Raw genomic sequence first — 18674 nt, 5'->3', positions numbered from 1 at the left:
CGTATTATTCGAAACGGATTCACAAAAATCCTGCCCGGGATTGATGAGGGATCCGCTCCCAGAGCCGTCATGGCGACCCACACCGCAGAGCGGATCGTCCTCGCCCGCCTCCCCTCCGGGATCGACGTCGAGACGACGGTCCACCGCTATCGGGGCTCCGACGGCCCCACGCTCTACGTCCAGGCCGCCCAGCACGGCCGCGAAGTGAACGGAACCGAGGTGCTGCGACGGCTCCACGACCGGCTCGTCGCCGCCGACCTCGCGGGCGAGGTGATCGCCGTCCCCGTCGCCGATCCCCTCACCTTCGATCGGGTCTCCTATACCACGCCCGAGGAACTCGACAGCATCAACGCGAACATGAACCGGGCGTGGCCCGGCGACGACGAGGGAACGCTCCACGAGCGCATGGCCGCGACCCTCTGGGAGTACGTACGGGAGGCCGACGCCGTCGTCGACCTCCACACCGGAAGCCCCGGGATGTTGACCCACGTCGTCTTCACGGCCGGCGACGACGGTTCGAGGAACCTCGCCGGTGCGTTCGGGACCGACCTGCTGCTGGCCGAACGCGCCGGCGAGGCGGCCAACGAGGAGTGGGGCCAGCGCGGCTTCGACGGCAAACTCCGGGTCGCGGCGTCGCGGGCGGGGATCCCCACGATCACGCCCGAACTCGCACACAACAAGCAGATCGTCGAGGAGGCGGTCGAAACCGGCGTCGACGGCATGGTGACCGTCCTTCGCGATCGGGGGGTCCTGGAAGGCGATCCCGAACCCACCGGGAGGCGTCGGCTCGCACGCAACCACCTCGGGCGCGTGACGGCGACCGACTCGGGGATCTTTCGTGCCGACCCCGAGCGCGAACTGGGCGAGGAGGTCACGGCCGGCACCCGGCTGGGAACGCTCTACGATCCGACGAGCTACGAGGTCCTCCAGACCGCACAGGCGGATCGGGACGGCATCCTCTATGCGCTGACGAAGGAGGCGACCGTCACCGGCGGGGAGAAACTCGCGAACGTCGCCCTCCTGATCGAGGAGGATTAGAGGGAGGCGACGTCGTCGCGCAGTCGTGTGGCGTACTCGAGGCGAAGTTCGCGGGCGCGCTCGTGGTCGATCCGCTCGCCCGCCGTGATCTCCTCGGAGAGCGGCGAGTACCCGCCGGAATCGATCCCCATCGCGTCGAGATACGCCTCGACGGCGGGGGTCCGTCCGTCGACGATCGCCTCGCGGGTGAGATCACGCAGGTCGTCGAAGGCGGGGATCGTCACCGCCCGCCCGTCGATTCCGGGATCCCCACCGATCTCGAGGGATCGCCTCTCGAGGGCGGACACCGCCGTCGTCACGTCCTCGAGGAGCGCGAGCAGTTGGCTCGGGAGGGCGGCATCGGGCGCGCGCCACTCGACGGTCGGCGAGCCGAGTCGGAGGCGGACGGGCGTGAGGACGCTGTTCTCGGGTTCGATGTGCCTCTCGAACGTGGCGTCGTCGATCCCGCGGTCGGCCGCGAGCGCGCGCAACTCCTCGTAGGCCGCGTCGAGGCGGGCGTTCCACTCGTTCATCGAGTCGGTGTACTCCCAGAGGTCGCGATACCGCGAGAACGCTCTTCCCGTCTCGTAGCGATAGACGTACGCCCGCGAGGAGTGGGCGAGGCGACGCCCGTCGTAGTACGGCGAGGAGGCCACCAGCGCGAGCGTCGGGTCGAGCGCCGTCAGCAGGTTGAGCTGGTCGGGCACCGCCCGCTTGTCGAAGTGGACGTGCGTGCCCGCACAGTGTTTCGCGTGCTCGATCCCCTCGCCGTAGAGGCGTTCGAGCAGCCGGCCGCGCTCGCTGATCGCGGGCATCGTCTCGGCGACCAGCGGCGTCCCGAGGGGGACGAGTCCCTTGCCCGCGTCCTCGGCGGCCGAAAGCCCCGCTTCGAGGACCTCGCGCAGGTCCTCTCGCACCCGGTCGAGGTCCTCTCTGGGGGGCGTCTCGAACTCGATCATCGGCGCGACGAACTCGTGGTCGATCCGGTCGTGGGCGGCGACGACCTCCTCGCCGGCGCACAGTCGTCCTTCCCCGTCGATCACCCAGTACTCCACTTCGAGCCCCAGATCCATTCCCCCCATCCGTCGGTAGAGGCCGGAGACGAGCAAGAAGGTTCCGTCGGTCCGTCGAAACGCCCGAGTGCGGTGTCGCGTTCACCGATCCACGAGCCGCCGAGAACGGCGAACGACTCGTCCGGAATCGACGCCCGACACCGTCTCGGGTCTTCGTGGCGTACCCGCCGGGTGACGGCGAAAAACACACGGTATGGTGTTCATACCGATATCACGTCGGGTGGTACGAACCCCATGCAGAAGCGATCCGTCGGGAGTGAGAGGAGTCGCACGTCGGCACCTGGACCGTCGCTCTATCGACGACGGTTCGTCGGCACGGCCGGGATGGTCTGTCTGGTCGGCCTCGCAGGCTGTATGGGAGACAGGCCGGACGACGAGTCGGCCGATTCCGGCGGAGAATCCGACGGGAGCGAGGGCGGACAGTCCAGCGGCGGAAACGAAAGCGGGGGCGACGGGGAAAGCGGCGGATCGAACCGGAGCGACGAAATGGAGACCGGCGGCACCGGGTCGGGACCCTACACGCTGACCGTGACCGTCGAGGACGAGGCGGGCGAGCCGATCCCCGGCGCGAGGGTCGAGGTCGACCCGTTCGACGAACCCGACGAGACGGCCGACTCGGACGGTCGGATCGTGTTCGAACTCCGGAACGGCGAGTACCTCGTCGAGGCGGAGGCCGAGGGCTTCGAGAGCGCCGAAACCACCGTGACGATCGACGGCGCCGACGAGGCGGTCACGCTGACCCTGCCCGCGGACGACTGATTATCGAGGGATCGCCCGTCAGAACGCCTGCAGGTCCTCGAGGACGGCCTCGGCGCTCCCGTCGGCGATCGACTCGCGAGCGAGTTCGAGACCCTCCTCGATCGACGCGCAGTCTCCGCGGGCGTAGATACGGAGCGCGGCGTTGAGCGAGACGGCGTCGGCGAATCGATCCTCGCGCTCGCCCGCGAGGACCTCGCGGGTGATGCGCGCCGAGTCGCCCGCGACGTCGGCCACCTCGAGGTCCTCGCCCTCGAAGTCCATGCCGTACTCCCCGGTTTGGATCTCGAAGTCCGAGAACTCCCCGTCTCGCGGTTCGTTACCGCTCGACCGTTCCGAGGCGCGTGGCGCCTCGCGCCACTCGGCGACCTTCGTCAGCCCGGGTCGGACGTCGTCGTAGCCCTCCATCCCCTGGAACATGAGCACGCGCGAGAGGTCCTGCTCGCTGCGTCCGAACGTGTCGACGATCCGCTTCGCGAACGGTAGGTGGTAGAAGCTCCCGAGGTGGACGTCGGCGTTCGCGGGGTTCGCGAGCGTCTCGATCGTGTTGACGAACGTGCGAACGCCCATCGCGTCACGGCGCTCGAACAGCCCGTCGATCCGGGGGTTGAACGCGGGCTGGTAGTAGAAGCCGAAGCCCGTCGCGTCGACCATCTCGGCGCTCTCTTCGGGGTCGATCTCGGTCCTGACGTCGAGCGCGTCGAGGACGTGTTTGTAGGCGGTCGCCTTCTGGGTCGGGACCCGGTCGCCCGAGTGGGCGACGACGGGCGTGCCCGCGCCGGCGGCGACACAGCCCGCGGCGACGCCCAAGAGCGCCGAGGTGTGCTTGCCGTCGTAGTTCGCCCCGCAGTCGACTGGGTCGGAGTCGGGTTCGGCCGTCCGCACGGACTCGCGCATCACGTCGGTGAAGGCCGCGAGTTCCTCGGCGGTGTTTCGCTTCCAGCGGTTCGCCAGCCAGAAGGCACCGAGGGTGGTGTGGTCGGGTTCGCCGTCGAGGATCCGACGGAAGGCCTCGCTCGCTTGCTCGTAGTCCATGTCGTCGGCGGACTTGTGTCCCGATCCGACGACCTCGCTCATCAGCCGTTTCAGCGGCCACTCGCCGTACTCCCGGGTCGCTTGTGCCATACCGGAGGTTGGAACGGCGGGCGCAAAAACGCTCGCCTTCGCTCCGAAAAGCGGGGCATCTATACCGGCGCAGTCCCTTCCGTCGGACGATGAGCACGCTGGAGGACGACTGGCGGGCCGACCTCGACGCGGTCGACGTCGCCCTCATCGACGACTACCAGAGCGGGTTCCCCGTCGAGGCCCGGCCCTTCCGGCGGGTCGGCGCGGCGCTCGACATCGGCGAGGACGAGGCGCTCGAACGCGTTCGAGCCCTCAGGGAACGCGGGATCGTCCGGCGGTTCGGCGCGGTTCTCAACCCGCCGGTGATCGGCTCCTCGACGCTCGCGGCGGTGCGCGCCCCCGAGGAGCGCTTCGAGGAGGTCGCCGCCGTGATCAACTCCTACCGGCAGGTCAACCACAACTACCGGCGGGACCACGAGTGGAACACCTGGTTCGTCGTCACCGCCGGGTCCCGCGAGACCCGCGACCGGATCCTCGCGGAGATCGAGGAGCGAACGGGCTGTTCTGTACTGTGCCTCCCGATGCTGACGGACTTCTACATCGACCTGGAGTTTCCCGTCGTGAACGCGGATCGCTTCGCCCGCGAGTCGAGTTCGGAGAGCGAGCGCGTCGAGGCGACGGCGATCAGCGAGGAGGCGACCGGCGACCTCTCGGCGCTCGACGTCGCCGTGTTGCTCGAAATCCAGGAGGGGCTGCCGCTCTCTCGCACCCCGTACGCCGACGTGGCGCGGGCGGTCGGATACGGGACCGACGCGGTGATCGATTCGATTTCTCGGCTGCTCGAAAACGGCTGTATCAAGCGGATCGGCTGCGTGATCAACCACGTCGCCACCGGGTTCGACGCCAACTGCATGGTGGTCTGGGACGTCCCCGACGGGGAGTTGGCGGAGCGCGGTCGGACCGTCGGGGCGCTGCCCGCCGTCACCCTCTGTTATCACCGCCCCCGCCGGAGCGAGCTGGGCTGGGAGTACAACCTCTTTACGATGATCCACGGCCGGGACCCCGAGGCGGTCGACGCCCGGATCGACGAACTCTACGGGGAGCACCTCCCCTACGAGCACGAACGGCTCTACTCGACGGAGACGTTGAAACAGACGGGCGCGCGCTACGACGAACTCCTCTCCGGGTGAGTCGCGTGCGGTTTTTTCGGAGGAGAGGTCAGTTAGTCGCGCGCGGTCGTATAGAGGACCGGGCCGATGGCGACGAGCGCCACGCCCAGTAGCTTGTACTCGATCGACGAGACGGTGTCGGGAACGAGCAGGAACAACAGCCCGAAGAGGATGATGTTCAGCGACATCACCTTCTTCGAGAGGGCGAGGGATCCGAGTACCGAGAGGACGAACGCGACGACGAGCATCTGGGCGAGGTTGTAGCTCTGGATGAAGTCGTCCAGCAACTCAAGTGGGACGAACTCAAGCATTCTACCCGGAACTGTGTAGGATTCAGTCTTTAACCTTCCGTTCCGCCTCCTCGGGGTCGCGTTCGGGACCCGTGAGGTCGAGCGGCCGGATCCAGCCGTACCAGATCACGGCGATCATCAGCGTGTAGCCGAGCGCCCAGACGAGCCGGCCCAGCATCTGCTGGCCCAGCACCACCGAGAGGACGAAGTTCATCACGCCGGGGACGACGATACCCGTCACCAACACGAGGACGAACGCCGCCCTGCCCGAGAGCGCTACCATACCCACGGTTCGGGCCGCGTCCCCCTCAATCGCTCGCTTTCACGCCGCCCCGATCGACGCGCCTCGCAGGGTATATCCCGCTCGGGGCCGAACCGTCGGCGAATGTCGGTCCGCACCGTCGTCGGCTTCTATCGCGCCCACTGGCTGTCGCTGACGCTGATGGGGGGGATCATGGCGCTGTACTTCGCGAGCGCGCTCGTCCACGAGGACTACTGGCACGTGCTGGCGGGCGTGCTCGCGCTCGCGCTCGTCGTGGGGTGGCTGTGGAGCCGGTACGATCCGCCGACGGCGACGTAGCTGTTTTGTAGCCGGTGGCTGAATACCCGCCATGCGCTCGGCAGCAACCGTCCGGGAACGCGTCGCGGAACTCGAATCGATCTACGACGACCAGGACCCGCCCTCCTCGCCGCTGGAGGACGAACAGGAGGCGGTGGTGCTGCGCGCGATCGAGGAACTCGAGTGGGTCCTCGAGGAGCGCGAGACCCCGCCGCGTCACTGACCGTCGAACTCGAGGGCGACGGAGTTGATGCAGTAGCGTTCCCCCGTGGGCTCGGGTCCGTCCTCGAAGACGTGGCCCAGATGGCCGCCACACTCCGCACAGACGACTTCTACCCGCTCCATCCCGTGGCTGTGGTCCTCGCGGAACTCGACGGCGCCCTCATCGGCGTCGTAGAAGCTCGGCCAGCCACAGCCGTGTTCGAACTTCGTCCCCGAGTCGAACAGCTCGTTGCCACAGCCCGCACACCGGTAGGTGCCGTCCTCGAAGCGGTCGACGTACTCGCCCGAGAAGGGGCATTCGGTCCCCGCCTCGCGCAGGACGCGGTACTGCTCGTCGCTCAGTCGCTCGCGCCACTCGGCGTCGCTCGCGGGCATCGACTGGTCGCTCATACCCGCACTAGCGGCCGAAGGGGAAAAACCCCGTCGGCGTCGGCGCTCCGTCGGCCGGGTGTCGGACGCGACACGGCGAACGACCGGAAGCGGATACTCGCCGCCCGACGCCGTCGCAAATCCCTATTTCGTTGGATAAACCCTTCGGAATTTCAGCGAACGTGGATTGGAGGATGAAAGACATAAGTGCCAGTCCGTCGATTCGGTGATATATGGATACGTTGCCTGCAGTCGTGCTCGCCGCCGGGGAGGGGAAACGACTGCGCCCCCTGACGCGCCACCGGCCCAAACCGATGCTGCCCGCGGCGAACAAGCCGATCCTCGCGTACGTCTTCGACGGGTTGATCGAGGCCGGCGTCAGCGAGATCACGGTCGTCGTCGGCTACGGACGGAGCCGCGTCCAGGACCACTTCGGGCCGACCTACCGGAACGTCCCGCTGACCTACGTCGTCCAGGAGAAGCAACTGGGCTCGGGCCACGCGCTGCTCTCGGTCGAGAACCGGTTCGACGAGCCGTTCCTCGTCGTCTACGGCGACCAGATCCTCGACGCGGGGATCATCGAGGACGTGATCGGGACGACAGGGGAGGGGGCGGCCACGCTGGGCGTGCTCGATCACAACCGCGTCGAACACTACGGCGGCGTGATCATGCACGGCGACCGGGTGGTCGAACTCGTCGAGCGGCCGACCGACGAGCGAAAGTACCGGCTCAACGCCGGCGTCTACGGCCTCGGCCCGCGGATCTTCGAGGCGATCCGGAACGCCGAACCGCGCGACGGCGAACACTCGCTGATCGACGCGCTGTCGTGGCTGGTCGACTCCGAGGCCGAAGTGAGGGGGACGGTCACCGACGGGCTGTGGGTCGATGCGACCTACCCGTGGGACCTGCTGGAGGTCACGCGGGACCTGACGGAGGCGGGTCTCGTCGGGGGGACGCGCGAGGCCCGCATCGACGACAGCGCGATCGTCCACGAGACGGCGACCATCCGCGACCCGGTCGTGATCGGGGCCGACGCCGAGGTCGGGGCCGGGACCGTCCTCGGGCCGTACACCTGTCTGGGCGAGAACGTCACCGTCGAGTCGAGCGCGGTCGTCGAGGGGTCGCTGCTGGATTCCGATACCAGAGTCGGGCCGAACGCGACGCTCGTCGACTGCGTCACCGGGCAGGGGGTTCACATCGGCGCGGGCGTGACCGTGCCGGGCGGGCCGGGCGACGTCCGCGTCGGCGACCGGGTGTTCGAACGCGAGCGCCTCGGCGCGCTGTTCGCCGACCGGGTCGAGATCGGCGGGGCGTCGTCGTTCGCCCCCGGGACGATGGTCGGGCCGGACGCGACCGTGCGGACGGGCGCGCACGTCGACGGACCGATCGCCGAGGAGACGGAGGTACGATAACCCATGTGTGGAATCATCGGCTACGCCGGCAACGGACGCGACAGGGAGGTGCTCGACGTCCTGCTGACGGGGCTGTCGGGGCTGGAGTATCGGGGCTACGACTCGGCGGGGATCGCGCTCGCCGACGAGGCGATCTCGGTCTACAAGAGCGAGGGCGAACTCGAGGAACTCGAGGCGGTCCTCGACGGTCAGGACGTCCCGACCGTCCCCGTGGGGATCGGCCACACCCGCTGGAGCACCCACGGCCCGCCCTCCGATCGCAACGCCCACCCCCACGCCGACTGCGACTCACAGGTGGCGATCGTCCACAACGGCATCATCGAGAACTACGAACCGCTGCGCGAGGAACTGGCGGCCGACGGCCACACCTTCTACAGCGAGACCGACACCGAGGTCGTCCCGCACCTGATCGAACGCTACCTCGACGAGGGGCTGGACCACGAATCGGCGTTCCGAACGGCCGTCTCCCGGCTGGAGGGGAGCTACGCGCTCGCGGCCGTCTTCGAGGGCTCGGAGACGATCTACGCCACCCGACAGGACTCCCCGCTCGTGTTGGGCCTCTCCGAGGAGGGGACCTACCTCGCGAGCGACGTCCCCGCGTTCATCCAGTACACGGATCAGGTGATCTACCTCGAGGACGGCCAGTTCGCCGCGCTCCGAGACGACGACATCGTCGTCACCGACGCCGAGGGACGGGTGGTGGAACCGCCGGTCGAGACCATCGAGTGGGACGCCGAGGACGCCGGCAAGAGCGGCTACGACCACTACATGCTCAAGGAGATCAACGAACAACCCCGCTCGCTGCGCCAGTGTCTACGCGGCCGGGTCGACGAACTCGAGGGGAGCGTGACCATCGAGGAACTCGACGGCCTGGCGACCCCCGAGCGGGTGCAGTTCGTCGCCTGTGGCACCTCGTATCACGCCGCGCTCTACGGCGAACTCACGCTGCGCGAACGGGGCGTCCAGGCCCAGACGTTCATGGCCAGCGAGTACGACCGCTCGTCGGTACCGATCGACGACGACACCCTGGTGATCGGCGTCACCCAGAGCGGCGAGACCGCCGATACGTTGAGAGCGCTCAGACAGGCCGGACGGGCGGGCGCGACGACCCTCGCGGTGACGAACGTCGTCGGCTCCTCGGCCGCCCGCGAGTGCGATTACACGATGTACATCCGGGCGGGCCCCGAGATCGGCGTCGCCGCCACCAAGACCTTCGCGAGCCAGCAGACCGCGCTGACCCTGCTCGCCGACGTCATCGAGGACGGCGAGCGCCGCGACCTGCTGGGGGCGCTGCGGGACCTGCCCGATGACGTCCAGGCCATCCTCGACAACTCGGGGGCCCGAAAGATCGCCGCCGAGTACGAGGACGCCGGGGCGTACTTCTTCATCGGTCGGGGGTACAACTACCCGGTCGCGCTCGAGGGCGCGCTGAAGATGAAGGAGATCACGTACAAACACGCCGAGGGGTTCGCGGCGGGCGAACTCAAACACGGCCCGCTCGCGCTCGTGACGGGGGAGACGCCGATCTTCGCCGTAGTGACCGGCGACGACGAGCGCGCGACCAAGACCATCGGCAACGTCAAGGAGGTCGAGGCCCGCGGCGCGCCCGTGATCGCCGTGACCGACGGCCAGTCCGACGTCGAGCGCTACGCCGATCACGTCCTCTCGATCCCCCGGACCCACGGCCGGGTCGGCCCGATCCTCGCGAACGTCCAACTCCAACTGGTGTCGTACTGGCTCGCCAACCGCCTCGACAGGTCGATCGACAAACCGCGCAACCTCGCCAAGAGCGTCACCGTCGAGTAGCCCGGTTCAGTCGTTTCGTGTTTCGTTCTTCGAGCGCCACCCGAACAGCGCGAGCAGCACGTAGCACGCGCCGATCACGCGCGTCGCCGGGACGACCCACGGCTTCCACTCGGGGCGCCCGTCCTCGTAGATCAGCGGCGTCCAGTACTCCAGATACCCATCAGGCGAGAGCGCGGCCATCAATCCGTAACAGCCCAGCACCGCCCGGATCGGCCTCGAGAACGCCCGCGGTTTGGCGAGCACCGCGAGAAAGAGCAGTCCTTCGAGGCGGGCGACGGGAATCACCCACGGTTTGAGCGAACAGTCCTCGGGATTCTCGAGGGCGTACCCCTCCCAGAACTCGATGAATCGACGGGGAACGAGCAGTTCGACGAGGCCGAGGACGACGAGCAGTCGTCTTATCATGTGAGTTACTACCACGTAGGACGACAAGAAACTACGGCCGTTTCTCACCACCTGGAAGCACCCATAGAAACCGCGCCGCGTGTTTCCACGGCATACAGACTCCCCGGAATTTTCGTTCCGGCCGCGGTAATTATCACACCAGCAACACTAAGCGCGCGGGGCGGGTAGGCGGAGGTGATGTGGCCGTGGGAACACGCGGCGCTCGCGTACGTCCTGTACTCGGCGCTGACGCGGCGTCGGGGCCGGTCGCCGGGCGACGTCGCGACGCTCTGGGTGCTGGTGGCGAGTCAGTTGCCGGACCTGATCGACAAGCCGCTGGCGTGGACCTTCGGGGTCGTCCACTCGGGGCGGATGCTCGCCCACGCGCCGGTCGTCGCGGTGCCGCTCTGTGTACTCGTCTACTGGTACTTCTCGCGGCGCTCGACGCCGGAGTACGGCGTCGCTTTCGGCGTGGGCTACCTCTCGCACGTCGCGGGCGACGCCGTCGGATCGGCGCTGGTCGGCGAGTACGCCTACGCGCGATTCCTGCTCTGGCCGCTGGTGTCGGTTCCCGTCGACGACCAGGAGAGCGTCCTCGGCGAGGTGGTCGACGGCCTCTCGCCGTCGCCGTGGCTGCTGGTCTCAGGGCTCGTCGGGGTGGCGGTCGTCGGCCTGTGGATCGCGGACGGCAAACCCGGCCTCGGCACCTTTCGGCGGGAACGGTCGGGTTCGTGGCGACGGGACGGGTGAAGAACCGGCGAACTACGCCCATCGGTCCGCGACGACCGGCGAGAACAGCGAGACGACCGACAGCAGCAGGATCGCCACGGCGATCGGACTGGTGTAGATGATATCGAGCGAGCCGTTGGAGATCTCGAGCGAGCGCCGGAGGTTGGCCTCGGCGATCGGCCCGAGGATCAGCCCGAGCACCATCGGGGCGAGCGGGTAGCCGTCGAGTCGCAATACGTACCCGAGCACGCCCGCGGCGACCATCGCCCAGACGTCGAAGATCCCGCCCCGGACGGCAAAGGCCCCGACGACACAGAGGACGAAGATCGACGGCCAGAGGTACTTCGCGGGGACGTTGATCAGGCGGACCCAGAGGTGCGCGCCGAGCAGGCCCGCGAGGAGGATCACCACGTAGACGACGAAGAAGCCGACGAAGATCGAGAACACGAGCCCCGGTTCGTTCTCGAAGAGGCCGGGGCCGGGCCGGATGCCGTGGACGAGCAACGCCCCGATCAGGATCGCGGTCACCGAGTCGCCGGGGATCCCCAGCGTGAGCGTCGGGACGAGCGCGCCGGCGGTGCTGGCGTTGTTGCCCGCCTCCGCGGCGGCGACGCCCCTGACGTTGCCCTCGCCGAACGCCGGGACGGCGTCGGTCACCCAGCGTTTGGCCTCGTTGTAGGTGACGAACGCCGCGATGTCGCCGCCCGCGCCGGGGATCGCGCCGATGAACGCGCCCGCGAGGCTCGACCCGAGGGTGACGTTCCTGATCGCCCGGAGGTCCTCGAGGCTCGGGGTGATGCCCCTGACCGTCTGGGTGACCGAGACGGTGTCGATTCCCTCGCGATACCGGTCGAACCCCTCGGCGAGGCCGAACAGGCCGATCATCACGGCGATGAACTCGATGCCCGCGGTCAGCGCCGTGACCTCGAAGGTGAAGCGGGGATAGCCCATGTTGGGGTCGAGCCCGACGGTCGCGATCAGCATCCCCAACAGCCCCGAGAGCATCCCCTTGACGATCGAGCCGTCGCTGACGCTGGCGATGATCGTCAGCCCGAAGAACGCCAGCGCGAAGTACTCCGGCGAGCCAAAGGCCAGCGCGACGTCTGCGATCTGGGGCGAGAGGAACGTGATGAGGAGCACGCTGACCGCCCCGCCGACGAACGAGGCGACCGTCGCGATCCCGATGGCGTTGCCCGCCTTCCCCCGCTCGGCGAGGGGGAAGCCGTCGAAGATCGTCGCCGCGGCGCTCGGCGTTCCGGGCGTGCGGATCAGGATCGCCGGGATCGACCCCGCATACAGCGCCCCGCCGTAGATCCCGAGCAGGAGCATCATCCCCTCGGTCGGGCTCATGCCGAAGGTAAAGGAGACGAGCACCGCGACGGTCATCGTGGCGGTCATCCCCGGGATCGACCCCATCACGATGCCGACGAACACGCCGAGCAGGATCAGCGCGAACGCCAGCGGCTGGAAGACGAGCGACGCCCCCTCGATCAGTCCGTCGAGCATCTCAGAACGCCCCCACGAGCGCGGGCAACAGCCGCGCCACCGAGTAGAACGGGCTCTCGGGCAGCGGGATCCGCAGGAAGACGCCGAAGACGTAGTGGAGCCCCAGCGTCAGGCCGACGGCGACGACGCCGATCCGGAGCGGCGAGTCGACCCCCGAGTAGCGCATACCGACGACGAGAAACAGGGCCGTCGCGACGACGAACCCCAGCCACGGCAGCAGGAGGACGTACGCGAGCACCCCCACCGCCACGCCCACCACGCGTCTCGTCGACCCGAGCGTGATCTCGTGCGCCCGCGGGTCGCCGGCGAGGCTCCGAACCAGTTGGACGACGGCGAACAGCGCGATCAGGCCCGCGATCACGCGGGGGTAGAACGCGGGGCCCGTCTCGCCGGGCCCGGCGGGGAACCCCGCCGACAGGGCGAAGACGGCCCCCGCGAGCAGCAACCACAGGCCGGCTCCGAGCGCGTCGGTGTGGCGTAGCTCGACGCCCATCTCACGCCCCGCGTCGGCCGGTCGAGATGTCGTCCATGGGTTACCCGCTCAGCCCGAGGTCGTCGATGAGGGCGCCGAAGCGGTCGTACTCCTCGCGCATGAACGCCTCGAACTCCTCGGTGTCGCGGTACACCATGCCGAACCCGTTGTCGTCCATGAACTGCGAGAACTCCTCGGACTCGTAGACCGCGCGGTAGGCGTCGTGGATCTGCTGGACGACCGCGTCGTCGACGCCGGTCGGGACGCCGAGGCCGCGCCACGCGCCCATCGTGAAGTCGTAGCCCGACTCCACCAGCGTCGGCACGTCCTCGAACAGCGGGTGGCGCTCCTCGCCGAAGAAGGCGAGCATCTCGAGGGGGCCGTCCTGGACCTGCGGGGCGACCTCCGCCGCGCTCGAGGTCGTCGCGGCGGCCTCGCCGCCGAGCACCGCCTCGGTCGCCGGGGCCGCGCCGTCGTAGCCGACGTGGTCGAGTTCGATCCCCGCCTCGCGCGCGAACCCGGCGGCCGAGAGGTGCCAGATCGCGCCCGTTCCCGAGTTCGAGACGGCGATCTCGCCGGGGTTGTCCCGGGCGTAGTCGACGAACTCCTCCAGGGTCCCGTAGGGCGCGTCCTGGTGGACCGTCAGCGCCGCCGGGTCGAAGTTGTACTGCATCACCGATCCGACGTCCTCGTGGCTGACGTCCGCGACCCCCAGGTGCTCGATCGTCGCGATCTCGACGGTGAGGACGCCGACCGTGTGGCCGTCCGCGTCGGCGGTGGCGATCGCGTTGAAGCCGACGCTGCCCGATCCGCCCGTCTGGTTGGTGACGTACGCCGACGCGTCGAGTTCGTCCTGGACCAGATCCGCTAGCATCCGCGCGGTCCGGTCGGTCCCGCCGCCCTCGGCCCACGGACAGATCATCTCGACGTCCTGCGTCGGGAACTCCGTCGATCCGTTCGAGTCGCCGCCCGTCCCCTCGTCGGGCGTGAGCGACGAACACCCCGCGAGCCCGATCGCCGCCCCCGCCCCCGCTACCTTCAGAAACGAACGCCTGCCGGTGTCGGTGTCGTGTGTCATCCTCTCCCAGTAACCTCCCCGAACGATGACGATATACCTTACGGTAAGGTCGACGATCGCTGAACGATAGCCGGCCGACCGGCGACCAGCGACCGGCGGGAGGGTCGCGCCCGTCGAGAGACGGAAGGCCGGGACGCGATCCGCTCACGCCCCGAGAACAACTCCGGTTGCGGAACGTAAATCGTGGTTTGTTACCAGTTGACAAGATTGAACTACTCGGTGGGCGTAGGGCGTTCGAGAACCCATGGCCACGACACCGCCCGAGCGGGAGTTCGACTCCCTTCGAAGCCTGTTGGCGAAGGCCAACGAGCGAAAGACCGGCGACGAACTCGCCGGGATCGCCGCCGACTCCGACGCCGAGCGGGTCGCCGCGAAGCGGGCGTTGAGCCGGGTGACGCTCCGCGAACTGCGGGAGAACCCGGTCGTCCCGTACGAGGACGACGAGGTGACGCGGGTCATTCAGGACGCCGTCCGCGAGCCGATCTACGAGCGAATCGCCGAGTGGTCCGTCGGGGAGCTCCGGGAGTTCCTCGTCGATTCATCCACCACCGACCGCGAGATCCGGGCGATACGGGAGGGACTGACCAGCGAGATGATCGCCGCGGTGACGAAGCTCATGTCGAACATGGACCTGGCGCTCGTCTCCTCGCGCATGACGATCACCGCGCACTGTAACACGACCATCGGCGAGCCCGGCACCCTCTCCTTTCGATTGCAGCCCAACGACCCCGCCGACGACGTCGAGAATGTCCTCGATTCGACCCGCGAGGGGCTCTCGTACGGCGCGGGCGACGCGGTGATCGGCGTCAACCCCGTCGTCGACAGCGCCGAGAACACGGCGGCGATCCTCGAAGCGACCCACGAGTTCATCGAGGAGTGGGAGGTCCCGACGCAGAACTGCTGTCTCTCGCACGTCACCACGCAGATGGAGGCCGTTCGGAAAGGGGCGCCCGCCGACATGCTGTTCCAGAGCCTCGCGGGCACCGAGTCCGGAAACGAGGAGTTCGGGATCGACGTGTCGCTGCTCGGCGAGGCCGACGACCTCGCCCGGCGGCGCTGTCGCTCCTCGGGACCGAACGTCTGGTACTTCGAGACCGGCCAGGGCGCGGAGCTCTCGGGCGACGCCCACGAGGGGGTCGATCAGCTCACGCTGGAATCGCGGTGTTACGGGCTCGCGAAGCGCTACGACCCGTTCCTCCTCAACACCGTGGTGGGCTTCATCGGCCCCGAGTACCTCTACGACGGCCGGCAGGTGATCCGCGCGGGCCTGGAGGACGTGTTCATGGGCAAGCTACACGGGATCCCGATGGGGATCGACGCCTGCTACACCAACCACATGGAGGCCGACCAGAACGACGTCGAGACCCTCTCGATCCTGCTCGCCGCGGCCGGCTCGAACTACTTCATCACCGTGCCGATGGGCGACGACGTCATGCTCAACTACCAATCGAACAGCTACCACGACGCGGCGGCGCTCCGGGAGCTGTTCGGCCTCGACCCGATCGAACCCTTCGGGGAGTGGCTCCGCGAGATGGGCATCACCGAGAACGGACGGCTGACCGAGCGGGCCGGCGACCCGACGGTGTTCGCGTGACCATGAGTAGAGAAACGAAGGAAGGGGGGATCGACGGACCGCGGGATGCCGAGTTGCTCGACCGGATCAGGGAGCGAAACCCCTCGCGGCTGGGGGTCGGGCGGGCCGGATCGCGCCCGCGGACCGACACGCTGCTCGACTTTCGGGCCGACCACGGAATCGCCCGCGATGCGGTACTCACGAGCGTCGACGAGGGGTTCATCGAGGAGATGGGGCTGGTGAAGATCGGCACGTTGGTCGAGGACACCGAGGAGTACCTCGCGCGACCGGATCGGGGCCGGGAGATCTCCGCGGAAACCGCGGAATACCTCCGCGAGCACTGCGAGGAAGGCCCCGAGGTTCAGGTGATCGTCGCCGACGGACTGAGTTCGAGCGCCGTCGAGGCGAACGTTCCCGAACTGTTGCCGATCCTGCTCGACGGCCTCGTGGACCGCGACCTGCGGGTCGGGACCCCCGTGTTCGTCGAGTACGGCCGCGTCGACGTGATGGACGCGATCGGCGAGGAGCTAGAGGCAGAGTGCTGCGTGATCCTCATCGGCGAGCGTCCCGGCCTCGCGAGCGCCGAGAGCCTGAGCGCGTACCTGGTCTACGGGCCCGAACGTGGCGGGCCGACCGCGAAGAAGTCCGTGATCTCGAACATCCATCGGGGAGGGCTGCCGCCGGTCGAGGCCGGGGCCCAACTCGTCGACCTGATCGCGGAGATGTGCGAGCGCGAGCGAAGCGGGATCGACCTCCGGGAGGACGACCGGGAGTTCGTCGCCGAGTGAGCATGAGAGGAGCCACACGCGACCCCGGACGATGAGCGAGGAACTGACGAGCGTCGGGATCGACGTCGGGACCACGACGACGCAGGTCGTCGTGAGCGACCTGCGGATCGGGGTCCCGGTCGGCGAGGGAAAACTGGAGATCGTCTCGCGCGAGATCAGATATCGGGGGGCGATCCGCGAGACGCCGCTTTCCGGGCCGGAGACGGTCGACATCGACGCGGTCGCCCGGATCGTCGAGGAGGAACTCGCCGCGGCCGGCGTGGAGTCGAGCGGGATCGAGACGGGGGCGGTGATCGTCACCGGCGAAACCGCTCGGAAGGACAACGCCGAGGCGCTGGTCCACCGGATCGCGAGCGAGGGCGGCGAGTTCGTCGCCGCGGCGGCCGGCCCCGCGCTCGAAGCGATCCTCGCGGGGCGGGGCTCGGGGGCGGCGACGCGGGCGGTCGAGAGCGGGGGGACCGTCGCGAACGCGGACGTGGGCGGCGGGACGACCAACGTCGCGCTGTTCGACGCCGACGGCGTTCGCGACACGCGCTGTCTCGACGTCGGCGGACGGCTCGTCCGGTTCGATTCGGAGGGAGCGATCACGGGCGTCTCGGAGCCGATACGGGGACTGGTCGCCGGGCTGGGGGTCGACCTCGAACCCGGCACGGAGCCCTTGAGCGAGGATCTCGACCGGCTGACGGGCGCGATGGCCGACTGCGTGATCGACGCGGTAACGGGCCCGCCGTTCGCGGATCGCACCGCCAGCCTCTCGATCGGATCGCTCCCGACGGAGCCGATCGAGGTCGACGGGGTCGGGTTCACCGGCGGGGTCGGTCGGCTCGTCCACGGGGGGTCGAGCGATCCCTTCGCGTACGACGATCTCGGGCCGACGCTCGCGGCGGCGATCCGCGAACGGGCGGCCGAACTCCCGCTTCTCGACCTCGACGAGACGATCCGGGCCACCGTCGTCGGGGCGGGAACGCGGACGACGGAACTCAGCGGCCGGACGGTCGAGGTCGACGAGTCGCTGCTCCCGCTTCGGAATCTCCCGGTGACGGGCGTCGGCGACCTCCCCGAGGAGGGCCTCGGAACGCGCTTCGAGGGGGTGCTCCGGGAGGCGGCCGACCGGTACAGACCGGACGAACCCGTCGTGATCGCGATCGACGACGTCGGCCCGCTGACCTACGACCGGCTCACGCGGGTCGCGGCGGCGGTCGTGACGGCGTGGGCCACGGCCGGCGGCGATCGGCCGCATCTGGTTCTCACCCGGCAGAACTGCGCGAAGGCGCTCGGGCAGGCGCTCCGGCGGCGATCCGACGGCCGGCCGCTCGCCGTCATCGACGAGGTCGGCGTCGCCGACGGCGAGTACCTCGACGTCGGGCGCCCCCTCGGCGGCGGCGAAACGGTTCCCGTCGTGGTGAAGACGCTGGCGTTCTGAAACGCCGTATCGCATCGCAGGGAGTAGTTATTACTGCTGTCACGAGAGATACGGAGACATGGTTCGTGTTTCGTCACTGGTGATGCTCGCTGGCGTCGTCCTCCTGTTCGTCCCGATCCCGCCAATCGCGACGGTCGCCGGGGTACTCGTGATCCTCGCGGGGGCGCTGTTGCGGCTGTTGACCGACAAGTAGCCGCGTCGAAGCGCAGCGCCCCCGAGCGATCCGTCTCGGCGCAGTAACGGAGGGACAGCGTCCGACCCGGGACGAGAGATCGAACCCGCTCTCGAAACCGCCGAGCGGCTCAGTACTCGAAGACGGTGTAGCGACTGTTCCCGCTGACGCTCAGATCGTCGGTCTCGACCGAGCCCGCCCCGCCCGTGATCGACACCCCGTCGCGCACCGCACTCGAGAGGTCCATCTCCACGTCGTGGATACTCGCCGAGTCGACGCCGCTCATCACGCGGATCGCCTCGGTCTGGTCGATGCTCATCTCGATGGTCACGTCGCTGACCTCAAGGCCGGAGCCGCCGTCCAGCCGAATCGGGCGCTGCCCGCCGAAGCCGTCGATGTCCTCGTCGTAGACGAACGTCGACCCCTCGATCGAACTCCCGTCGCCGCACAGTCTGACGCCAGCGACGTTCGTGTTCTCGAACCGGCCGCCCTCGACGTGGACGGTCCCCTCCGAGTTCGAGCAGTAGATGCCGTTGTCGGGGAACGGCCCGACCTCGATGTTCCGCAGGGTGAGCTCGCCCTCGTGGTAGTTGCTCACGAGCAGGCCCGTCCCGCCGCGTCCACCCGAGACTTCCTCGCCGCCATCGGAGAGGTCGACGTCCTCGACGAGACCCTCGCCGCCGCTGGATCCGAGACCGGCGAGCACCGGGCCCTTGCTTGGGGTGTCGTGTTTGCCGTCGACGGTGATGTCGCCCGCGTAGAGGCTGTCGCCGGCCTGGAGTTCGAAGACCCGTCCACCGGTGTCGTCGCC

Annotated in this window: 22 protein-coding genes; 12 read left to right on the top strand and 10 right to left on the bottom strand. The window is 68.6% G+C overall.

Annotation, left to right across the window (positions count from 1 at the left end; all coding sequences use genetic code 11):
* Nucleotides 1-69 precede the first annotated feature (69 nt).
* Nucleotides 70-1038, top strand: coding sequence for a succinylglutamate desuccinylase/aspartoacylase family protein (locus tag QRT08_RS09425; protein ID WP_286045695.1), 969 nt, complete (start codon nt 70-72; stop codon nt 1036-1038).
* Here QRT08_RS09425 and QRT08_RS09420 read toward each other — a convergent pair.
* On the bottom strand, nt 1035-2099 hold the full coding sequence (locus QRT08_RS09420) for a glutamate-cysteine ligase family protein (protein WP_286045694.1): 1065 nt from the start codon (nt 2097-2099) through the stop codon (nt 1035-1037). The two genes, QRT08_RS09425 and QRT08_RS09420, sit on opposite strands and share 4 nt — an antisense overlap.
* A 225-nt stretch (nt 2100-2324) precedes the next feature.
* Between QRT08_RS09420 and QRT08_RS09415 the strand changes: the two genes are divergently transcribed.
* A complete protein-coding gene (locus tag QRT08_RS09415) occupies nt 2325-2849 on the top strand; it encodes a carboxypeptidase-like regulatory domain-containing protein (RefSeq protein WP_286045693.1) in 525 nt (174 codons plus the stop codon).
* A gap of 18 nt (nt 2850-2867) precedes the next feature.
* On the opposite strand, the gene QRT08_RS09410 is transcribed toward QRT08_RS09415, so the two are convergent.
* Entirely contained in the window at nt 2868-3971 is a 1104-nt protein-coding gene (locus QRT08_RS09410) for an anthranilate phosphoribosyltransferase (protein WP_286045692.1), read from the bottom strand.
* An 89-nt stretch (nt 3972-4060) separates the two neighbouring features.
* Between QRT08_RS09410 and ahbB the strand changes: the two genes are divergently transcribed.
* Nucleotides 4061-5101, top strand: a complete 1041-nt coding sequence (gene ahbB, locus QRT08_RS09405) for a siroheme decarboxylase subunit beta (protein WP_286045691.1) — start codon at nt 4061-4063, stop codon at nt 5099-5101.
* A 32-nt stretch (nt 5102-5133) separates the two neighbouring features.
* On the opposite strand, the gene QRT08_RS09400 is transcribed toward ahbB, so the two are convergent.
* Together QRT08_RS09400 and QRT08_RS09395 are read right to left on the bottom strand one after the other, a co-directional pair.
* Nucleotides 5134-5391 carry a DUF8006 family protein gene (locus QRT08_RS09400; RefSeq protein WP_286045690.1) on the bottom strand — a complete coding sequence of 86 codons (258 nt, stop codon included), beginning with the start codon at nt 5389-5391 and terminating at the stop codon, nt 5134-5136.
* Nucleotides 5392-5413: 22 nt separating this feature from the next.
* Nucleotides 5414-5653, bottom strand: a complete 240-nt coding sequence (locus tag QRT08_RS09395) for a DUF7996 family protein (protein ID WP_286045689.1) — start codon at nt 5651-5653, stop codon at nt 5414-5416.
* A gap of 102 nt (nt 5654-5755) precedes the next feature.
* Between QRT08_RS09395 and QRT08_RS09390 the strand changes: the two genes are divergently transcribed.
* Both QRT08_RS09390 and QRT08_RS09385 read left to right on the top strand, forming a co-directional pair.
* On the top strand, nt 5756-5950 hold the full coding sequence (locus QRT08_RS09390) for a hypothetical protein (RefSeq protein WP_286045688.1): 195 nt from the start codon (nt 5756-5758) through the stop codon (nt 5948-5950).
* A 31-nt stretch (nt 5951-5981) separates the two neighbouring features.
* Complete coding sequence (locus tag QRT08_RS09385) at nt 5982-6152, top strand: hypothetical protein (protein ID WP_286045687.1); 171 nt, start codon at nt 5982-5984, stop codon at nt 6150-6152.
* On the opposite strand, the gene msrB is transcribed toward QRT08_RS09385, so the two are convergent.
* Nucleotides 6146-6541, bottom strand: coding sequence for a peptide-methionine (R)-S-oxide reductase MsrB (gene msrB / locus QRT08_RS09380; RefSeq protein ID WP_286045686.1), 396 nt, complete (start codon nt 6539-6541; stop codon nt 6146-6148). The two genes, QRT08_RS09385 and msrB, sit on opposite strands and share 7 nt — an antisense overlap.
* A 212-nt stretch (nt 6542-6753) precedes the next feature.
* On the opposite strand from msrB, the gene QRT08_RS09375 reads away from it, so the two are divergent.
* Both QRT08_RS09375 and glmS read left to right on the top strand, forming a co-directional pair.
* Nucleotides 6754-7932, top strand: a complete 1179-nt coding sequence (locus tag QRT08_RS09375; protein WP_286045685.1) for a sugar phosphate nucleotidyltransferase — start codon at nt 6754-6756, stop codon at nt 7930-7932.
* 3 nt (nt 7933-7935) lie between these two features.
* On the top strand, nt 7936-9738 hold the full coding sequence (glmS, locus tag QRT08_RS09370; RefSeq protein WP_286045684.1) for a glutamine--fructose-6-phosphate transaminase (isomerizing): 1803 nt from the start codon (nt 7936-7938) through the stop codon (nt 9736-9738).
* A gap of 6 nt (nt 9739-9744) precedes the next feature.
* On the opposite strand, the gene QRT08_RS09365 is transcribed toward glmS, so the two are convergent.
* Nucleotides 9745-10143 (bottom strand): hypothetical protein, encoded by a 399-nt coding sequence (locus tag QRT08_RS09365; protein ID WP_286045683.1) that lies wholly within the window; start codon nt 10141-10143, stop codon nt 9745-9747.
* 177 nt (nt 10144-10320) lie between these two features.
* Between QRT08_RS09365 and QRT08_RS09360 the strand changes: the two genes are divergently transcribed.
* Nucleotides 10321-10872 carry a metal-dependent hydrolase gene (locus QRT08_RS09360; protein ID WP_286045682.1) on the top strand — a complete coding sequence of 184 codons (552 nt, stop codon included), beginning with the start codon at nt 10321-10323 and terminating at the stop codon, nt 10870-10872.
* A 12-nt stretch (nt 10873-10884) separates the two neighbouring features.
* Here QRT08_RS09360 and QRT08_RS09355 read toward each other — a convergent pair whose 3' ends face one another.
* The 3 genes from QRT08_RS09355 to QRT08_RS09345 are packed head-to-tail and all read right to left on the bottom strand — an operon-like array spanning nt 10885 to nt 13907.
* On the bottom strand, nt 10885-12357 hold the full coding sequence (locus QRT08_RS09355) for a tripartite tricarboxylate transporter permease (protein WP_286045681.1): 1473 nt from the start codon (nt 12355-12357) through the stop codon (nt 10885-10887).
* Between the two features lies 1 nt (nt 12358).
* Nucleotides 12359-12850, bottom strand: coding sequence for a tripartite tricarboxylate transporter TctB family protein (locus tag QRT08_RS09350; RefSeq protein WP_286045680.1), 492 nt, complete (start codon nt 12848-12850; stop codon nt 12359-12361).
* Nucleotides 12851-12890: 40 nt separating this feature from the next.
* Nucleotides 12891-13907 carry a tripartite tricarboxylate transporter substrate binding protein gene (locus QRT08_RS09345; RefSeq protein ID WP_286045679.1) on the bottom strand — a complete coding sequence of 339 codons (1017 nt, stop codon included), beginning with the start codon at nt 13905-13907 and terminating at the stop codon, nt 12891-12893.
* 244 nt (nt 13908-14151) lie between these two features.
* Between QRT08_RS09345 and QRT08_RS09340 the strand changes: the two genes are divergently transcribed.
* The 4 genes from QRT08_RS09340 to QRT08_RS09325 are packed head-to-tail and all read left to right on the top strand — an operon-like array spanning nt 14152 to nt 17884.
* Nucleotides 14152-15501 (top strand): ethanolamine ammonia-lyase subunit EutB, encoded by a 1350-nt coding sequence (locus QRT08_RS09340; protein WP_286045678.1) that lies wholly within the window; start codon nt 14152-14154, stop codon nt 15499-15501.
* Nucleotides 15502-15503: 2 nt separating this feature from the next.
* The gene (eutC, locus tag QRT08_RS09335) at nt 15504-16268 is read left to right on the top strand and encodes an ethanolamine ammonia-lyase subunit EutC (RefSeq protein ID WP_286045677.1); all 765 of its coding nucleotides are present in this window, start codon (nt 15504-15506) and stop codon (nt 16266-16268) included.
* Nucleotides 16269-16299: 31 nt separating this feature from the next.
* The gene (locus QRT08_RS09330; protein WP_286045676.1) at nt 16300-17691 is read left to right on the top strand and encodes an ethanolamine ammonia-lyase reactivating factor EutA; all 1392 of its coding nucleotides are present in this window, start codon (nt 16300-16302) and stop codon (nt 17689-17691) included.
* 58 nt (nt 17692-17749) lie between these two features.
* Nucleotides 17750-17884, top strand: coding sequence for a transporter (locus QRT08_RS09325; RefSeq protein ID WP_286045675.1), 135 nt, complete (start codon nt 17750-17752; stop codon nt 17882-17884).
* Between the two features lie 109 nt (nt 17885-17993).
* On the opposite strand, the gene QRT08_RS09320 is transcribed toward QRT08_RS09325, so the two are convergent.
* On the bottom strand, nt 17994-18674 hold a 681-nt coding region (locus QRT08_RS09320), incomplete at its 5' end, for a hypothetical protein (protein WP_286045674.1).

Origin of the sequence: Halalkalicoccus sp. NIPERK01 (assembly GCF_030287405.1) — an archaeon.
Taxonomy (GTDB): Archaea; Halobacteriota; Halobacteria; order Halobacteriales; family Halalkalicoccaceae; genus Halalkalicoccus.
Note: the sequence above shows the minus strand (reverse complement) of the source record. Positions and strands in the feature narration are given on the sequence as shown.